Source organism: Paludibacter sp. 221 (assembly GCF_010501035.1).
Classification (GTDB): Bacteria; Bacteroidota; Bacteroidia; order Bacteroidales; family Paludibacteraceae; genus QVMH01.
Genome location: NZ_QVMH01000003.1, coordinates 35,195 through 56,202, shown reverse-complemented (window position 1 = coordinate 56,202; position 21,008 = coordinate 35,195). Strand labels below are relative to the sequence as shown.

At 38.2% G+C, this 21,008-nt stretch carries 9 protein-coding genes; all 9 read right to left on the bottom strand.

Annotation, left to right across the window (positions count from 1 at the left end):
• Positions 1-90: 90 nt before the first annotated feature.
• The gene (locus D0T49_RS01205; protein WP_163628765.1) at positions 91-723 is read right to left on the bottom strand and encodes a hypothetical protein; all 633 of its coding nucleotides are present in this window, start codon (positions 721-723) and stop codon (positions 91-93) included.
• Positions 724-742: 19 nt separating this feature from the next.
• Positions 743-1,282 carry a hypothetical protein gene (locus D0T49_RS01200; protein ID WP_163628764.1) on the bottom strand — a complete coding sequence of 180 codons (540 nt, stop codon included), beginning with the start codon at positions 1,280-1,282 and terminating at the stop codon, positions 743-745.
• On the bottom strand, positions 1,279-3,576 hold the full coding sequence (locus D0T49_RS01195; protein WP_163628763.1) for a hypothetical protein: 2,298 nt from the start codon (positions 3,574-3,576) through the stop codon (positions 1,279-1,281). Before D0T49_RS01195 ends, D0T49_RS01200 begins: the two co-directional genes overlap by 4 nt.
• Positions 3,577-3,587: 11 nt before the next feature.
• Positions 3,588-4,571, bottom strand: coding sequence for a hypothetical protein (locus D0T49_RS01190; RefSeq protein ID WP_163628762.1), 984 nt, complete (start codon positions 4,569-4,571; stop codon positions 3,588-3,590).
• A 22-nt stretch (positions 4,572-4,593) separates the two neighbouring features.
• Positions 4,594-4,872, bottom strand: coding sequence for a hypothetical protein (locus tag D0T49_RS01185; protein ID WP_163628761.1), 279 nt, complete (start codon positions 4,870-4,872; stop codon positions 4,594-4,596).
• 301 nt (positions 4,873-5,173) lie between these two features.
• Positions 5,174-6,355, bottom strand: coding sequence for a hypothetical protein (locus tag D0T49_RS01180; RefSeq protein WP_163628760.1), 1,182 nt, complete (start codon positions 6,353-6,355; stop codon positions 5,174-5,176).
• A 24-nt stretch (positions 6,356-6,379) separates the two neighbouring features.
• The gene (locus D0T49_RS01175; RefSeq protein ID WP_163628759.1) at positions 6,380-9,229 is read right to left on the bottom strand and encodes a fibronectin type III domain-containing protein; all 2,850 of its coding nucleotides are present in this window, start codon (positions 9,227-9,229) and stop codon (positions 6,380-6,382) included.
• Positions 9,230-9,309: 80 nt separating this feature from the next.
• Positions 9,310-16,065, bottom strand: a complete 6,756-nt coding sequence (locus D0T49_RS01170) for a T9SS type A sorting domain-containing protein (protein WP_163628758.1) — start codon at positions 16,063-16,065, stop codon at positions 9,310-9,312.
• A gap of 206 nt (positions 16,066-16,271) precedes the next feature.
• Positions 16,272-20,768 (bottom strand): hypothetical protein, encoded by a 4,497-nt coding sequence (locus tag D0T49_RS01165; protein ID WP_163628757.1) that lies wholly within the window; start codon positions 20,766-20,768, stop codon positions 16,272-16,274.
• Positions 20,769-21,008 lie beyond the last annotated feature (240 nt).

Here is a 21,008-nt window from a genome sequence, read left to right as displayed (position 1 = left end):
AAACTTGTAATTTCTACTCATATCAATTTATAAAACAATTGCTTGTACCAAGCAAACCACAGACTACAAGTCTGCGGGAGCGGGGGAACGCTATTCCTCCCAATAGAAATAAGTGAAATTATCAATACTAGGACCTACTTTATCCCGCAAATCAATGGGAGTAATTTCATTCAATGCATAATCATGAAGTTCAGCATTTTCATATAACCAATTTTGCTTCTCTAAATTAAATCGATATGTTAAAACAAGGTCTTCTTTAGCTTCACTTCTTATTGTAAGAATAATGACATCTTTCTTAAATTCTAAATTTCTAAAGGGATACATGTCTTCATATTTCTTTTGTAATAGAATTAGTGTTGTATCTTTTGGGGTATAGTAATATGAACTATATTCTCTAATATAAATGGGATACAAGTGAGAAAAGGTTCGAAGTAATGAAAATGTACTATCTACATTTTGAATATAAACAGATACAAATGTAGTATCTCCATCATCTAATGGATTTTTATTCCATTTAAAAATAAAATCATCCAGTCCATCTTCATTTACATCAGTCGTATCATATATCCTTGTTATATGGTAATTACCTTGCGGGATACAAATATCTTTAGGTAAGAGCTTTTTGAATCGATTCATCCAAACAGATTGATTACAATCTACATTCTGCGCATTATTTATAGCAATAGATAATAATAAAATTAAAAATAGAAATTGTTTTTTCATATTGTATGTTATTACAATGTTACAAACGAGGAATGATATAGTTTTCTTCAAATAAAAACTTCCGATCGCCTTTAATTTTTTCTGGTAAACTATTTACTTTTTTGTAAATGACATATTGTTGGTTATGACTATAATATATATTTATTAATGTATCACCTTCAATTATTAATGAATTCAGTTCAGCGCATGCATTTTGCATATTTACTTCTCTATGTTCTTCGTCTTCAAAATCTAAAGAGTCCACCATGAAATAATAGTTTCCATTATCTCTTAAACTTCTAATATCAGGCAGATTACAGCTGTTGAAAAAACCATAATATGCTGTATATGTATCTATCTCTTGCGTTGATTCATAAAACCAAATCATCGTCACTGTTTTCTTTGAATAGTATAAATAAATAGTTTCATCTTCTTCTTTTTGAAGAAGATCATTACTGTTTATTCTATTTCCTTCATTTGTTTGAAGTTGAATCCAATAACCTTCTAAATTTTTTGTAGAAAAATTTTGTCCAAATATATTTAAGTTGAAAAAAATAATCATTATCATTTTGCTTCTCATTTCAATTGGTTTTTTAGTTGGTTTTTATAATTATTTCTTGTTTTTTTCCCTTCTCCAGCATTATTGATTTTTAATGTTATTTTATTGGCGTCGTCATTATCTGCATAATTGTTAATATTATTTTCTTTCCAAAACCACATTGCTGATAAAATAAATAATTCTTTATCCGTATCAATAATTGTTGGATTTGCAATAATATCCTTATACTTTGAATTATAATTATTTTTTAACCAAGTATTAAAAGCCTCATAAGTCTTTTTCCATGTTAATTGTATTGCGCCATGTCCACGATATTTATATCCATCTTCACTATCGCTATTGCCATTTCCTCCTTCACATTGGTATACATAGCTAAATAATTTTTTTGTTAAAGTCTCACCTTTTAAAGAATTGCTTGTAGCACAAATATATTCAGAGGGTACTACCACACAGGTAAGGTCAGTCGAATCGCAACTTAAGGCAGTCCATTTTAGTTTCTTCGTATTTTTAATAGCTTCATTTAGGGTAGAGTCATAATCCGTTCCAAAAGGAGGTTCTTTCCATGTTAATTTGAACCAAATATTCCAACCATTTACATTCGTACTTGTATAACAACCACTTTCGCCTTTTGATGCCTTAAAACCATTACTTTCATAACCTGTTTGTGCTAAAAAATGAGCCATTCTATCTGCTGTTGTTATATCAAATACCTCACTATAAGTATTTACTGTTTGAGCAATAATAGCTAGTGTTGTCGAATCAGTACTTGTAAAAACAGATTTTAATTGTTCTTGTGTTATCTCCATTTTTTTTCTACGAATATAATATACTGATTTATATTCTGTGGTACCTACGAAAAATGACAGAGTATATTTTCCTTGATATATAGAATCTAATAATAATTTTTTTTCTTCATTAGGTAATATGTTACCATTTTCGTTCTCTTTTGGATATTTAATAATACTATCTGTGGTTTCTATTTTGATTTCCAAACTATAGGTTATATTAGTTGTATCTTTTGTTTCGTACTTAAATTTTACTTCATTTCCATATTTTTCATAAATATATGTTTTTTTTTCTTCAACAATATTATCTCCAATTGAAAAAGTAGATACTCCTCTTTTCTTCGCTTCCCCCTCTTCCTCATCCTGCAAAAACTTCAAAAAAACATTCTGCGGATCATGCACCAATTTCCACTGGTGTGCCCACAGTTCGATGCTATTTTCCTCAAACCTGTAATCCATCAGGTTATCGGTAGTACCTTTAGCTGCAATAAATTTGTTATCGGCAAATGTATGGTAAAGATTAAAAGCTCCATGCCCCAATTCGTGTGCTATGGCTACGGCATCCGGATTGCCATAGATAAACCCTGCCTGATACCCTAAGGGCATATAACCCATATAATCACCCGAATCGTCACGCCCCTTCACATTGTCCACAAAGAACAGGTAAAGCGCATCCTTCTCCATTTTGCCCGTTGCCTCAAATGCTTTTATTACCGTTTTCTGATCACGGTTGTACACCGCTATTGCACTGCTTCCCCCATGTGTAAAATGCTCATTTACAAATTGTATGTCCTTTATTGTATTGACCTTTTGTACTTGCCATTTCGTAACAGCAGGCGCATAGATTCTATTCAGTTCCTTTTGTAAATCAGTTTCAGAAGGCAACTGGGCACCATTTACACTTACCAAATACACCTTCTTCGATTGCTCATCGAAGCTCATTATATTCAGCTTACCTACTACCGTTTCAGTAGAGTCCTGCTTGCTGTAAGCATACAAAATGGTCTCATCTGCATTACCGCCACCCCGTATAGTCAACTCATTGCCCGATGCTACCGCAGGCACACCCCATTCGGTACGATACGTAATATCCTCGTTAGCACCATTTACCGTAACCTTATCCGTCCGGTAACTGGCTACGCTTTTGAATGCCGGACGATAACCCGCTTTAAGTTCCGGATAATCGTTTTGCAAAGCCGTTTTCTGCTCTGTATAAGCATCAAAACCGTACTGCTGGTCTGCCGCAGCAGCAAACTTCACCGATGGCTCAGATTTGCTTTCTTTCTTCTGATTATATGTTTTTAGTGAATCTCTGTTACCTTTGGTTATTAAAAACTCTTTTTTTCGTATAATCCTATCGTTGAAAACAACATACTGATTACCTTCTGAATCTGTTATTAAAGTGCGGTCTAAATTATTACCCAAAGTTTTTTCTGTTACTTCCAAACTATCCGGCTTTTCCATAGTTTGAGCATAGAAAAAAACAACTCGTAATAATAAACAAGTGAGTATGAGTAATTTATTTTTCATGTTTAACTTTATCAATTTTGAGTCGTTGTATCAGTCTCCGTCACATCTTCATCTTCTTGAAAATAATTTGGCTCAACATAATTTCTAAGTATGCTATGTTTAAGTACTTCAAATTCTTCTTCTGTTAATTTTCGTTTTTCAAGACGCCGTTCGGTTATCTCTTTTATTTCGGTAGGCAAAATGTATCGAAACTCATAATAAATACCATCTTCATCACCGGTTCGCTTTCCAATGCCGGAATAAAAAATAAATTCAAGATATTCTGTAGCTTTTCCTTTAGGAGAAGCTATTAGTAATTTTCCATAGCTTAATAGCGATTCTATAGCATCCGTATATTCATAATCAGGGTATTCGGGGCGAAGCGAACGAACACTGTCTGAAAAAGCAGAATTAATCCAACTTACCCCATCTACTGCAAATTGAACACCACGGATATAAGCTACTGAATTTAATCTCTCAATACTATGTAAGCCGGTAGTTTCCCAATAATCCCACATTACATTCCCACTAAAAAATTTTATCTGTTTATCAAGATAATCAATATAGGCAAGAGAACGATTATCGTAAGGGAAAATACTGTCATACGCATTAATATACATACTGTCTAAAACTTCACCTGTTCGCCAGTTTCTTCTCAATGCAATATAATCATCTTCTTTTTCTATTAAATAAAAATCAAAATCACCGAAGCCTGTTTTATTCCGATACTTAGTTTCTCCCCATTTTGTTATCTTAATATTGGGCGGTGAATAGCGTTCGGTATAATAAACTTCGGGTATTATTAAATCAAATGGATTCGTATATTCCGATGAATACATGTTATGTTTTTCTTTAGGTATAAAAGGATTTTTTTTTGCTCTAAAATTCACCCAACTTGAAAAAAAACGACTTTCAAAATTATAATAAGTTATATCTGCCGGATATTCCGTCTCTTGAGAATAGAAGTTTTGAACAAAAAAGAATAAACTTATACTGTATAAAATAATACGTTTCATTTGTAATTTATGTATTTTATTATTAATATTTGTTTTCGTTGTTACATACTTTTGTGTGTTCCGGATTGTTGCGTTCATGCGATTCACCTTCACTGCAATTATTATTTGATTTGCCATCTTTCCCATCTCCTAAATAATATCCAAACGAATTTTGCTTATCCCTTATTATCTTCCACTTCAAACTTTCGTATTTCTTAAAATATTTCCACCAATTATGTAATAATTCATGTGCCAAACGATAAGTAAACTCATTCTCATCGATTGTTTGAGGATTTGATACACTATTATTTAATAAGTTCATCGTTATATCAATGGTATTTCCTGTATGGAACAGAACTCATTTATCTAAATTATCTGATTCTATTATGTCATAGTGAACCTTATTTAAATCAGGAAGTAAAGTTATATCCTTTTTGTCCCCGTCGAGTCGGATTTGTAATCCGACCTCTCATCTACTATTAGGATTTATAATCCGAAATAATAATTACTCACATAACATTTTTCCTAATTTTTACAGGAACGTTAAACCAACCGCCCCTTCATTGTAAACGAGGGGTAGCGTTGTCTTTGTTTTGCAAAAACTTCCGATCCTTCTAATCTTATTATTTTATAAAAGCCCAATGTACATATGGTATAATTTCATTATCTTTTATGAGTAATTCTGCATTTCCAAGTTTCTTACCGTCTATTATTGAGGCTTTATAAATACTATCAAATATTCGAAAATAGACACTCTCATTCTGCACTAATAAGATTTCACTATCTCCTTGTTTTGTCTCCCATTCAATGTAATTACCTGTCTCTGTATTAAGTAGATACAAAATGCCAGGACGATAAAAGCCATAATTTTCCGCTTGTTCATCAAATGAGTTTTCCATATACAGGCTATCTCTTACTTGCTTTCCAGGACTCGTCTTTTGGTTAAAAAAATGTTCATCCCACTCCCTGCCATCTTGTACTAATCCTGCTAACCAATTTCCATATGTCATTATAAAAGGAGAATTTCCTTTTAGCTCAATATCTTTCCATTCTTTCTTTAATTTATTATACAATACAACTTGAAATGTTCCATAAGCATCTTGAGCTATGGGATTTACACTTTTAATTGATAATATCATTTTTTGTTCATCATTTACCAAAATTACTCTATATGTTTTTTCATCCACTTGATACTTAGAGGGTAATTCAACAGAGAAAGGAGGCCTGTTTTCCACATCAGCAACAATAGGGAGATACATTTTTGGGTCATGAGGTCTTAGTTCTACACGCTGTCTCTTTGTTCCAGTAAGATATATATCTTTAAATGCATTTGGAGAAATATCTAAATCATCAATGGTTTTATATATAAAAACATCCTCTTTTCGTAAAGCCTTATGATTACTACAACCATATATCCAATCATTATTAATGATTTCTATTGAACAGAACGAATTTATAAAATAATTTTTAGGACATTGTGTACATACCTCCATGATAGAATCAGGATTATCTATACTTAGCATATAAGTTTTAAACCCGGATACTGTAAAACAAAAAGTTTCAACTTTAGGATAGTAAACTAATGAGTTGACTCTGTTGTAATTTTGGTAAAGCTCTTTTGTGAAATCTTTGTAAATGTGTAGAAGTGTGTCTTGATTGGGAGTATAACTAATGATTTGTGTTGGAGGCAACTTATAATACTCATATTCACCTATTGCTGTTCTTATAAAATACAATTGCTCTGAATTAGAATACCCACAGAACAAAAATCCAATTATTGTCAAAAAAATCATTCTTCTTTTCATATTCATTAAAGTATATTATTAATATTATTCTGCTCTCCCACAGACATCTTTTACATAATTTTTATTTACATTATTACTCCTATTTAATTCTCTACGAGGCTTTGTGCCCACGCCTCCATTTACTTGATAATAAGGACTCCCACCATTAAATAATTTAATCCATCGCGCATCATATATATCACGTTCATTTATAGTTGGAGATACTGAAAAAGTTTCACTTCCTTCTGTAATTGTCAAAACATATGTCCCACTTCCTTCTCCAGCAATAATTTTTAAAGTATCGCTTACTAAATTATCTGGATTGGCACTATTCCAATCTTCAATAACTCGAATATGGTTTTCTTTTGCTTTATCTACTAGTTCTTTCTTTTCTTTAATAACTTCTATTCCTCCATCGATATTTGCTTTCCAATTCCAAAGATGCTGTGCGGTTGCATATTGACCATTTCCCCAATTATCTAGTTGTTTTAATCCAAAACCACGAGGATATCCATATAAAGGTTCTCCTGATGCATTTGAATTTCCTGTTAATTTTGTTTTCTGATATTTTGTACCCGAACCATATTGACGAAATGAAGATTCTTGCCTTGTCATTTTTACAAGAAACCAATATGATGAAATATATCCTCGCTGATTCATATATTGTTTTATTTGAGCCTCTGTTGGATTTACACCTCTTATGTAAAATCGAATAGTATCTATTTTTTCATTATGTTTATACTGAAGATAGGCACTTCCACCCCTGATATCTTCTCCAAAATCAATTATCCACTCTTCATTCATTGATAATGATTTCCATTCTAATGCATAAGTAGACCACCTATCTTGTCTTACATTCACAATAGTATTACCTTTAGCATCAATACCATCTCTTTGATATTCGATATCTAAACGAACTTCTATTTTAGAATCATTAGTGATCTGCTCATTTAAAGAAACTACTTTTACAGTAATTTCAGGCATTTTAGGCTCTTGAGAAATGAATATAATAGAATCTTTTTTAATAATTTTGTTGTTTTTAAATAATTGTAATTCAAAATCACTATCATTTAATAAGTTTTTTTCTTCTATAACTTCTTCTACTTTTGGAATAATTGGAGTATTTATGATTGTATCATTAGATTGTTCCGAATTTACGTTTTCAACAAAAGATTCATTTGCTTGTATTGAATCGAAAGCAATAATTACAGATTTTTCTTCTATATCATTAACAATAGCTTCTTTTTCAGTTTCACTTTCAATCTGTAGAGTTTCGACCACTACATTTCCATTTTCATCCACATAAATATCCGCAATTGGCTCATCTATTTTAATTGAATCTTTAATCGTAGTTTCAGGCGTAAGAGTAGCTATAGCATCAGCCAGATTGCCGATATACTCCTGCGTATTATCCACATCCAGCAAAAACTGCGGATCGTACACGCTCTCAAAATCGAAATCGACAATCACATTATCGGTATTGACCGACAAATCCCAATACTCGCAAAGTATTTTCACCCGGTAATACTCCCACCAGTACAGGAAAATCCCCTTGTAAACACCGTCGCTCTGCTGTTCCACCGTTTCCAGTATAAAACGGGTGCCGCCGTCGGCTGTAACAATCGTGTCGCCCGGTTGCAGGTCTTTCCGCAACTTAAAGTTGGTAATCTTGCTCTCGGTAAATTGTACATCGCATCCACAATCCGGACAATCCGTCTCCAACGGTTTCGCTTCAAGTATGTTCAGGCTGCTCCATGCCGTATAGTCGCTGCTGTTGTCCTCGTTGCTGTTACATACAGCCTGTACGCGTATGTTGTAGGTGCTTCCCGTTTGCAGCCCGTGCAGGTCGAAACTGTTATTAAATACCTGCTGGCGATTACTGTAATCCGTGTCGGGATTCTCCACTTCCACATAAAACGAAGTCTGGTTACTTGCTCCTCGCCAGCTCACAGTAGCATCGCGTCCGCGGCGGTCGATAGTGAAATCCGTTACACAATCGCATTTACTCTGGTACACGAAAGTACGTATCTCACTCTGTCCCTTTTCCGCAAAAGGAATCAATCCGGCCGGGTCGCTTGCCGTAACGCGCCATGCATATTGCATACCGGGCTCAAGAAATAGCGAGGCAGGCAGTATCGTCAAAGTAGTACCCTGTTGGCTTACACTATGAAATACAGGCATCGAAGCTGCTACCACGTATGGAGAAATACCCGGCATGCGCATCTCCCACATTTCGAACGTATATTGCAGTCCGGCGTTGGGTACACCCAGTGCTGACGGTTGCCACGAGAAGGTAAGCGGCATTCCGTTTATCTGTCCCATTTCAGCGCCCTCCATCGGACTTTTCAATAAGGGAGGTTTACCCAGTGCTATCCATGCCATTGCCGTTCCCTGACGGGAAATAACCCTTCCCGTGTCGAAGTGGCGAACCTCTACCGAGAAGCGATAAAACCCTTCGGGCAACTGTCCCGTACGGCGGTATTCCTCGCGGCTATACCCTTTGAACTGTAGGTTGTTGACATTAAAATAATCGGCCAGATCCTCCCCAAACAACACACTTACCTGCCCACCACTCAGATAGATAGGTGTAGTAGTCATCATCGGAGTATTCTCAATTGTGATGCCGGCAGTTGTCTCAATTTTCAGGTGCAGGCGTACCGGCAGGTTGGTAATGCTTACATCATTTACCATAATAGTCACCACCATGTTCTGCGCCCCCATCCTCGTATAATCCGACAAAGTAAGCGAGTACGGCGGTGTAAGCATCGTTGTCACCGAAACCGGGGAAACCTGCGCCATCCCCGAAAACGGCAAACATAATAAAATTCCAAACAACAGCCTCCCCAAGCCCCTCCGAAGGAAGGGATGTGAAATTAGTTTTGTTTTCTTTATCATTTTTTTATCAGACAAAATCATTGTTTATTATATACTTTACTTTCCAAAACCTCTCCCTTTGGGGAGGTTTAGAGGGGCTTTTATTTAATGATTATCTTCACCTGCTTACGTTCATTCCCTGTCGTTACAATCAGGGCGTATGTACCCGTATTCAGCACCGGAAGATTATATTCTATTTTATTTTCCTTTATACAGTTTTCGGTACGCTGGTTGATGCAAATTCCCGAAGCTACCTCAAACAAAGTCAGGGTTGCCTGCGTATCCTCGCGTAATACAAGATCTACGGTAAACACCCCATCAGTCGGGTTTGGATAGATTGATAACGAAATGATAAGCGGTTCTTTCACTCCCCATTCATCCCGAATATCCTCCTTCTCGGATACGATTTCGATCTGCTTGTACACCGGAGAATAGCATCCACCCGCATAAGCATAAAGACCTATATTAAATACTCCTGCCTGTAAACACTTAAATTGTGCCATATAAGCATGGTTATATTCATCATTGTCTATATACACCCGTTCAAACACAGCAACATCATACATCCACACAATACTGTCTAAAGCCATATTCGACAATTCGATCACATCCAGCGTATCGCCTATTGCAGCTATTGAGGGCAGAAGCATATCAGCCACCAATGCATGATTACCAACAGATACATAAATATCGCCCCATACCGAACAACCGTTTTCGTCCGTTGCTTCAAGAAAATAATGCCCTTCGCGGTTTATGTGCAGGTAACGTTGCGATGAAACATCGCCGGCAGATGTGAACCAACGGTGCGAAACGAAATCCTGCCCGTCAATCGTAACCGTATTGCCCGGACACATGGAGATATCTTCGCCCAAATCCAGAGTTTTGTACTCAGGCTCGTACAGAGTCATTTCTTTGCGGAAATAACAGCCGTTTTCGTCCGTAACCTCTACCCAGTAATCACCTCTGAATAAATGTTCAATATAGGATGTCGTTGCCCCGGTTGACCACAGGTAGCTGTATGCCCCCTTGCCTCCGAAAGTCTCTGTTCCGATATAGCCGTTACCATATCCGTGGCATTGCGGTTCTGTTACATCTATAAAATTCAGATAAAGCGAATCCGGCTCGGTTATTTCAAAGTAATAAGTAGTGGAACAGCCGTTCTCGTCTGCAATAGTTACATAATGTGTCCCTTTCTCGAAACGAGCCGAATAATCGCCCGTATCCCCGTTGGACCACGTAAAGGTATAAGGAGCAAAGGGTACGCCCGCAACAAAGTCAGCTATCCGTGCCGTGCCGTTGGTTTCGCCATAACACAATACTTCGGTAGTTTCCACCTCCAGCACCCGTGGTAGGGTAGAGGGATTGATAAGTTGGCTGAGATATTGTGTACAGCCATTGGCATCAGTAACATTCAGCGTATACACTCCGTTTTGTTTCAGATCGGTGATAACCGAGTCCGTTCCAATTTCTACATTCAGATAATCTAGCCAGCTATAAGAGTAAGGCCGTGTACCACCTTGCAGGCTCACAACGATTTTTCCGTTATCCAGTTCGCAGGTAGTATGTGTAACCTGAATGTCCTTAAATAATAGTTCGTCCGGTTCGGGCACATACACTTTCAACGTATCCTGCCCGATACAATTATGACTGTCGGTAAAGATATAGGTGTACCAGCCTTCGCTACGGTTCAGCGCGTGGTTACCGTCTATCCAGTAAGCGCCGTCAAGTTCTTTGAAGCGGTAGGGTGGGGTACCACCTGTTATGTTGAACAATATGCTTCCATCCGAATTACCATTACATTTTACACTATCCACTGACACAACCGATGCACGTAGGTATTTCGGCTCGGTAATTTCTACTTTGATACTGTCTACCGCTCCCATCTTATCAATCAGGAAGAAATAGTTATCGCGTGTAGGTAGGCTGGTAAACGTCGAGCCGTTGTTGTAATAAGTATCCTGATCATGTCGGAATTGGTAATCGCCCCAACCACCGGCAGCCGTTACCGCTACCCAAGCATCTTCATAATCCTTACAATCTTGATCTTTTTTGTCTACTAGGCTGATAGTTAGCTTCTCAGCAGGTTCTTCTACTTCAACGGTTTTTGTTATCTGATTTCCATATTTGTCAGTTACCGTAATAGTGTACATTCCGGCAGTCAGGCTCTCAATCCAACTGCTGTGTCTGTCATTGGTCGAAGCGATTGTTTTATTGGAAGAATTTTTCCATGTGAAGCTGTTTTCACCGCCACCGCCTTTTATCTCTACTTTGATACTTCCGGTAGCATCGCCTTTAGCGGCCACATGGGTGACAGTAGCGTTATTGAAAATAAATTCAGGGTAAGCATCGATAATAAGCTCGCCTATGTATTGTTTTCCATCATTCGATGCTCCGATAATATGCCATTTACCACTTTCCAGTTTACTCAGGTAAATAGTATCGTTCTCTATTTTGAAATGAGCCGTTACATCCGTACTTACAAACTCATATATCGCCTTTCGTGGACTGATAAGCGCAATTTCGTTCAGATTAGCATCCGCATATAATATAGCCTGCCCGTTAGCAGCATTGTGAGAGGTTTCGTGTGTTATGTCAATTATCTCAAAAGGCAGGTCATCCGGTTCAGCCAGGTAAACCGTCTCTTCAACGCTACATCCCCCCGCATCGCTAACAAGCAAAGTGTAATAACCATATCCTATATCTTCCAATATATTGGTATCATCATCCAATGGTTCCCCAAAACTCCGCTCCCATTCGTAAGTATAGGGTTCGATACCACCGCTCACAAAAGCTTTGATTGAACCATCAAACTCACCCGTAATGCTGGGGTGCTTCAATTCAAAACGTTCTATCTTCAACAAGGTCGTTTCCGGAATATAGGTTTCCAGTTCAAAATGGCAACCGTTGGCATCCGTCAGGTAAAAAGACTGCTGACCGCTCTCATAACCCTGCCATTGCACTATACCCGCTGCGGGATATGTTTCCGCATCCTGATTATTACGCAAGGTATAAGGGGCTGCTCCTCCCGATATCTTAATAGAAACACCGCCATTTCCTCCGCAGGTAGGCGGTTGCAGGCCGGTAACTTCCGCACGCAGGCTGTCCAGTGGCTCGTATATAACCACCGATTCACGGTACACCGCACCCATTTTGTCGGTAACTTCAATCAGGTAGTCGCCCGGATACAGATTATCAAAACGGTTCAGAGTCGAAAACAGTCCTTCCGAAATACGTTTGAAACGGTAATCGCCCCAACCACCGGCACCTTCTACTACAATACGCCCTGGCTGCGATTTACAACTGGCATCCTCTTTTTCGGTAATGATAAAACGAAGGGCTTCTTTGGGCTCGTCAACTTGTAATACCTCGGTTGAATAGATACAATGTTTGTTATCTTCTACCTCTAATGTGTAATTTCCGGTAAATGCTGTGAAACTCTGTTGAAAAGCGCCTACCGCCGATAGGCTATCCAGCTTTACGCCATTTTCGTCAATAAGTCGAACAGTTTTTCTACCTTGATTACCTCCTTGTACACGGAAATAAATTTCACCTTCTTTCTTTCCCTTTTGTACCGACGGGAAAATAGTATCAATAACAATAATTAGTTTTTCAGGCTCTTTTACCTCTACAGGGTAAGGGTAGTTCGACCGGCAACCATTCTCATCCGATACATATACGTTGTATTTTCCTGCATACAGGTTTTCGAATTCTCCGGTGGTATTGTCTCCGATGTGAGTGTCGTTGTAGTATAAACTGAAAGTCTCTATTGCTTTGGTTCCTTGCACGGGAGTTATTTTGATACTGCCATTCATTTCGCCAAAACAATCCACATCGCGAACTATAATACTACCTACCGACGGATTTTTATAGTCTTCAATTATTACAATTGAACTCGCTGTAAAACACTCGTTATTGTCGGTTACCATTATACGATACGATGCAGGGGGCAGGTTTTCAAACCGTACTGTTTCGCCACTATTCAAAACAAAGCGTTGCGAATATGAACTGCCGACATCATTCAACACATAAGTGTAAGGAGGTATCCCGCCTGTGGCAAGAGCTGTTATCACACCGTTATCCAATTCGCAGGTAGTGTTTGTCTTTTCTGACGATGATAGTTGTAATTTAGCCGGCTCTTTTACCTCATCTTGTTGTGTTGTAGCCGAACAATTGTGCGAATCGGTTACTGTAAATTGGTACTTTCCTATAGGCAAGTTGTGTATCGTAAATAAGGTATCCTGTCCTACAATAGTTTCGGTTACAGTACCCTTGTCTGATATCAATGAGTAAGGATAAGTACCACCCGAAACCTTGTAGCGAAGCCAGCCATTTGACTCGCCCTGACACGGTACATGGAATATGCTGTCGGTCGTAATAATAAGTTCCTGTGGCTCTTGTACCGATATTGTTACCAATGCTGTACCATTCCACTTGTCTTTTACATAAAATGTATGGCTACCTGCCGCATAGTTTTGAAATACAACATCGGTAATCCAGTTTATACTATCGGGACTGTATTGATATGTATCCCAACCGCCTTCGGCTGTAAGTTTTATCGAAGCATCTGAATTTCCGTAGCATGAAACGGGTTTTGTGATCTGTGCACTTAATTGTAAGATGTCTTGTGGTTCGTACAGGTAAATTGTTTTCTCAGCACTACAGCCTTTCGTGTCCTCCACGTAAAGGTAATATGCTTTACCTTCGTATTCCCCACTCAGACCCTCGAATGTACAGTTGGTCGAAATGCCCATTTTGTTATCTACCGGAATGTTCCGGTCGACGTCTTCGTACAGAAAAACGTTATATCCTCCGTCTGTGTTTCCTCCCGAAATAGTTATATCTATTTTTCCGCTTTTAGTTCCTTTGTTTGCTACTTCTACAACTCCGGTATTAATACTTATAAGCGGTTTTTCGCGTACTTGAAAAGAAACATCTAAATAACACGATATACCGTTGTAGGTTTCTTTAAGCTGGATATTATAATCGTAATCATTGTATCCGGTAAGCCCCGAAATGAAAATGGTGTCGCCCGATATACGCGAAGTGCTGTTTACCGGTTTTTGAGCAAGCGATAAAGTGCCTTTCACATTTTTCATTACTATTATACATTCTCCGTCGCTATCACCATTGCATGTAGGAAGAATCGGCGTTATCGACTTCACGGCAAGTGTATCGGTCAGGTTCAGGTTAAAGGTTTTTTCGACAATACATCCGCAATCATCTTTTATGTAAACCTTATTTTCGCCTTTAGCATAACCCGATACTGTACTTGATGTAGTATAACCGCCGTTTGTTTTACTGTATCGGAATGGCGTTTTACCACCTGTAGCATTTACGGTTATCTGCCCATCGGCAGTACAAGAGAAAGAAGGTAGTACCGGATTTTCGGTTGTAACCTGTATTATGGGTGGAGCAAGGAGTAGCGTGTCTCTTGATGTTTTGTTTCCGTATGCATCTGATACTTCAATCCTGTATTCTCCCGGAATTAATTTGGTATTGTCTATTAGAGTCGATGTGCTTTTGTTGTAAACACGGGTTGTTTTAGTACCAATACCACCACTGATACTTTGAGTAACTATTGTCCCATTAGATGTCTGTCCGCTTACCCAGCCTTCCGAAGCCGCATTACAGGATGGTGGGGTGGTTGATAATTTGAAACTAATTGGATTTGGTTGCGTTAAAGTTACTGATTCAAATACTTTAGACCAATCTCCACATATTACTTTTATTCGGTAAGTACCGGCAGAAAGGGAACAAGAAACCGTTCCCGAATAAAAATCATAATTGCCAACTGTACTGTCTTTACTGAGGCTCCTGTTTACATCCGATAAACGAACATTCCTTACCTTATCAAAAATCTCTAGTTTCGCATTTTGCGATATAGCACTTTTTATATCAAAGGACATCGTTGCTTTTCCTCCATTTACAGGAATATGATAGTCGCTTGTTTTGGCAGGGTATGATTCTACTACAGAAAATACCGGGTAACTGGGAATGGTTATTTCTGTTGTGTATGGACATTTGCCACTGCTAGCATCAATGTCTTCTATTTGTATGTCGTATATCGTATTCTTTTTAAAATCAGACTTAAGAATACGTCCACTTTCTTCTGTAGGTAAAGATTTTAGGGAAATGTTACTTCCTATATGATCTCCTGATTTGCTTTTATAACTTATTGTATAGTTTTCGTTCCCTTCATATGGTATGAGGATTTTTACGCTTCCATCACTATCGGGAACAGTTTTTATTTTTTTACCTTCTGATAGTTTTATACCCTCATTGTAGGTAAAAGAAATGGGATGTGTATAAGTAGTACGACTTCCGTCCAAGACATTTTTAATTGTCCTGAATCGGAAAGGAACGCCTAACTCGATATATCCTTCACGGTTATAATCAGGATCTATCAAATCAAAGTAAGTAAAAGTATAAGAGGTTTCAGCGGGACCAACAAAGTTTAGAGGTCTCCAAACGCCGTCTTTGCAATATATCTCAAGTTCTGCAATTCCACTTGCGTTATAATAAGGGCCTGTTGTTATTGTTATAGGAGTATCAGCACACGCATTGGTGCTACCACCATTCATTGATATTGATAGTATTTCGGCAGGATCATCGACCGTGATAGTATAACTAGCAGTTATGAAATCTCTACAATCGGGAAAAGTAGCATATGAAGGTTCTTTATATTCGATATCAATTTCACATTGCCAAGGAGAGCTTGCTTTTTGATATGTCTGAAAATTAGTATGATTAACACCACTTCCACCTGATTCCGTTATATCCCCCAATATACCGATTTTTAGGGGTTGTGTGTTTGTTACAACATAAATAATATCTGCAGAAGTATTAATATCTCTCATCTGATATTGGCTACTAGAGGGTAGTTCAAGAAAAGATTTGAACATTAAGTATGAAAAACTAGAGCAGCTAATACCAAAACTATAATTCTTTTTTTTATAAGCTATACAATATTTATTTTCATAAACTTGACTATATGTAGAAATCTTAATAAATAATAGTATCAATAATGTAAAAACAAATTTTAAATTCATATCGTATTTTTATTTTAAAGTCCTACAGGATTAAAAACAGTAATATTTGTTTTTGTGGTTACTATTTCTCTTCCGGGCAGAATGTAGCTTACATTGACAGGATAATTACCGGGCAATACTGATGCCGGTGCGTTTGTATTCATCAATTCCAATTCATAAATTGAAGCTGATTTTCCCTGAGTTATTTTTTTTGCAATATTGTTTTTTGCATTGTAAAAATCACGGGAACACCAAAATGGTATTGAATAATATATATTACCTCTAAAGTCGAATCCGACACTTATTCCTAAATTTATTTCGTCATCAGTTAATCTTTTTTCGACGTCGCTTGTGATTATTTTCATAGCTTTTGCAGGAGGAACACCATAGTCGTGATTCGTATTTTGTCCTGTTTTAGATATGTTCTGATTGCTGTACATGTGAGGATATAAAGACTGTTCAAACCAACTGGTTTTATCTAACTGTGCTGATAAGTGTATCAATTTTGTTCTCTCATTAATACCTTGTATCTCATATTTATCAAATAATTCATGTCCCAATGATAAATTTAAGCCGATGTCGTGCACATAAGGTTCTATCTGGTAGCGCCACCCATTTTCCTTTTTATCGAATACTTTTATTTTTTCGGAAAATGTATTGTATTTGCTGGTTCGGAAATGCAACGCATATATCTCTTTTTCATTCAACAGAGTAATAGTTTCTGTAGCTTGCCTGCGGGTAACGCTTATATCCTGATTACCCTCGATAGCTGAACTCTGTGTACTTATATTACTACTGATGGAAGCATTTGTTTCTTTAGGGACATTCACAATGGCAAGTTGATAGATCTCTTCTTTTTGTAACGGAACCTGCTCCAATGAAAAATCTATCTCCATACGCACACCATCGATAGAAGAACTTGACCTGTATGAAAAAGCAGTCTCGTGTTTATTACCATTACTGTCGGTAACCCGCAGTATCTGGTTAAAGCCTTCGGGTTTTTCGGTGGAGAACAGGTAAGAATAGTTCTGCGAAACCAGAATATAGCCCTGTTTATATTCGTCTACATAAAAGTTGTACTGACGGTCTATAGGATAACTGTACTTTACATGCTCCGGCATGATTTCTTTCGGGCGGTCGCCTGTTACAAATGTCGTTTTCTTATCTTCGAAAACGGGTTTCCCGTCACCGCCTTTCACGTGTTCCCATTTGCCATTGAGTTTCTTCATAAATCCGACTTTGGCGTATACTTCCATGTCTTTTTTACTTTCAAAAGGTTCGGATGGGGTAAACATACATATATTGCCGTCATCACTAAATTCTTTGTCTCCACTGACATTCCGTCCGTCTTTGTATTTTACGCTGAGCTCTTCCAGTGTTACTTTATACGTTCCCTTTGTATCCTCTTCGTCAATAATCATTTCCAGATCTACGGGCACATTAAAAATAACCTGTGGGGCTGCAAATACATTTACATCTTTAGCATTCGGATTAGGGGTCAATTGTGCAATAATATCTTCTCCGAAAGGAGAACCTTCCGACAGGATACATTTTTCACCTATCTCAAAATCAAATTTACAATTACCCGATACAAGTCCTCCCAACACACTGAACCGACCACCAACTGCCCCGGCAAGATACAAAGGATTTGGTCCTGATCCTTGTAGTAGCGTTCCTGCTGATATGTCTAGTATATTAAAGCCTCTTGTTTTACCGAATACTTTGGCTTCCATACCAATAGCAGCCTGTACGTAAGCCCATGCCTGTGCATTGGCAAACCACCCATTAATTCCCGGTATATCTAAATAATTTGCACAGCTACTTCCATTTAAGTTAGTCAGCATAAACTCGACCCCCAGACCAACACCCATTCGGGCATAGAACGGAGTAAGCGTAGCATTGAAATTAGTTTCAAATGAGGTTCCAAATGCAATCCCTTTTCCCATAGCCATGTTCACGTTGCTACTACGTGCCAGTTTAGCTATTTTATCCTGACTAAGATTGTCCAATACTTTTTGTGGCGGTGGCGGTAATGCAGGGATGTCGTCACCCAGCATAAAATAACCGGTTGTTTTAGCCAGTTTCAATATCTCAACCCCAAGCCTGTCGGTGGGAGTTCCCATATACACATACCATTTTTCGGGAGAAAAATGAGCCGAAGCCCAACCCATACGGTCATTAGCACCAATACCCCGAATAATACCTGCATTGAGGTAAGTATTCAGGTCGGCCGAGAATACCTTATTTATAAAGTCATATTCAATATTAATACCTGCCGTAAGTGAACCTTTGGTTTTGATATCGGGTACTTTATTTGCCAGCTCTTCTTTATTCGCTTTTTCCGGTTGTGCTTTACCGATAGCTTCTCTTTTAGCCATGTCGGCTACAATGTTATCCGAGAGAGTTCCCAGCTTGTCCGCAGCAGCCATGAAAGATGCCTCGCCTCGCAGCTGGACAAAGTTAACCCCACCCGAATTGTTGAACTGCATTTCAAATCCTACTTTGGCGTTAAAAGCATCGGGAGATGAAAGCAACCCGAAGGAGGTACTGGCCATTACACCCATCCCGACATTTTTATCCGGAAGGTAACTGATGCCGGATAAGGCCTGGCCGAACGCAAGGTCTGAAGGCTCTACATTACCCGGTAACTTGCTGCTTTGCTGCATACGGTGGTACAGCCCCCCGCCAAAACCATTGAAAGATAAGACCGGAGGCACCGGAATACCACCCATTCCTCCTGCATCGAAAAATACATCTGTCAGGAAATAATGGTAATTATCCACCTTGCCAAACACACCGATAGCATCAAAATTGAATTGTCCATCGAGTAGTCCGAGTTTTACATCGCCACGGAAACCACTCCCAAAGAGAGCATCCCCGTTCTTAAACCATACTCCACCTTTCAGGCTAAATGCAGGGGAGCTAAAATCAATATGTACCTTGTCAACGGCAACTTCCCGGAATTTCCATTTTTGGTAATCTCCATACAACTGCATCCCGGCAGTTCCGGAAAACATCTTATTCAGGGATATGCCAGCCTGAAAGCCAAGACCGCTTCCTTTGTCGTTACGAAAAGGCCTGATGTCGGAGATAGATAACTCAAATCCGGCAATGGAAGGGGTGCTCAGTTCACCGGATACACCTATTGCGCCGAGTTCAAAATAAGGAGCTTCACGACTGATTACCATATTTTCAAAAGCGATTTCCGGAACAGAAAAAAACTCCGTGCTGTCTTCACCTAAGGGAGCATTTACCGTCATAAATCCCGATGCCTGAATTTTAGGATAGAAATTAGCATCTTTAAGTAAAATATCTATTGTAGACAGTTCATTCAGGGTAAGTGTACTGTATAGTGCAGGGAATTCGTATTCACCGGTCAACCCCACTTTAAATTCATATTCTTCAATCGTGGGATTGAATGTAGCCATGTATGGAAACAGGGAGTTTTTTCCAAAGGGGGGCATATTAATGTCACCGCCAAATCCGAATGCAACCACTTGATTTTTGAGAAATCCAAGCGAAAAGTCTGTCAATGACATACTCCAATCCTCTTTATTTAACGCATCACTGGAAATAATGTCCTTAACCTCAGCATTTGCAGTAAAACCATTCTCGTCAAACAGCACATCATAAAGAGATAGGGTTATGCGCTCGTCTCCGGCTGACTCCGGTTTTTTAAACACAGCAGGAAGGCTAACTGAAGCCTCCGTAACAGCTAAACCTTTCCACAGTTTCACCTGTTCGTCGCTTTGTTGGGCAAAATATTGTGCAGGGAACCGAGTCATGGACGAAGTCTCCGTGTCACTTTGGTCCAGCGTTGCACCTTTCAGTGTAAAGACAATATCATTCAAGCCTTTTACCATAAAAGACTGGTTGACATTTAAAGATACAAGATAACTGTCAAAATTCTTAAATGTAGCATCGAAAGCAACACCCAGTTTCCGATTAGTGGGTATCCCTTTTTCATCTGTCGGGATTATCTTGTCAGAGGTAACCAACCATGTCATTTTAGCATCGAAAGATTCTATGCCTTCGCAACCGAATCTTACTACCGTTCCCTCGCGTACAACAAGCGTTGCTTGGTTGCCTATTTTTCGTTGAACAGGAGCGATAAGGGCTAATTGTCCGGAAGTTCCGAAACCATTACGCCCTTTTATGGCAACCTGACCCTCGAAAGCAATCCGCTGGCCTGTGTCTTTAAATTTGAAAGCACAGGTCGCATACAGCATTGCCTTTCCGGTCTGCCGGTCATTGATTATCCGGTGAACGATTAGTTCATAGTCACCTTGTTTTATTCCAACGGGTAACGTTAACTTTTGGTTGCTGAACAAATCGGTTAGCGATTCGATATAGGCACTTGCTTTTTGTACCGCTTCCATAGCTGCGAAAGCAGCATTTATTTTGTCGTTCTGTGTTGTTTGAAGTTGCTCTAATTTCGATAAGTCAATATCAATACCACCCTCGAAGGAGGACTGCGCAGAGATGTGAGTAAGTATAAAAAACAAAAAAGTAATAGTGAATATTTTTTTCATACTACTGTTAGATTAAAATGAATTGAAAAAACTTAACAGACATTCGCGTACGAATAGATGCTAAATGTGATTTTTTGTAAAAATACATCAAATTATGTTGTCTCGAAATAAAAAAACAACAAAAAATCAATATTTCGATTTGAAAATTAAAACGAACCGATAAACAATGCTTAAAAACAACCTGTTTTTAAATAAAACTTTAAACTAAAATTAGTTTTTTGAGTATACAGACACAAATCT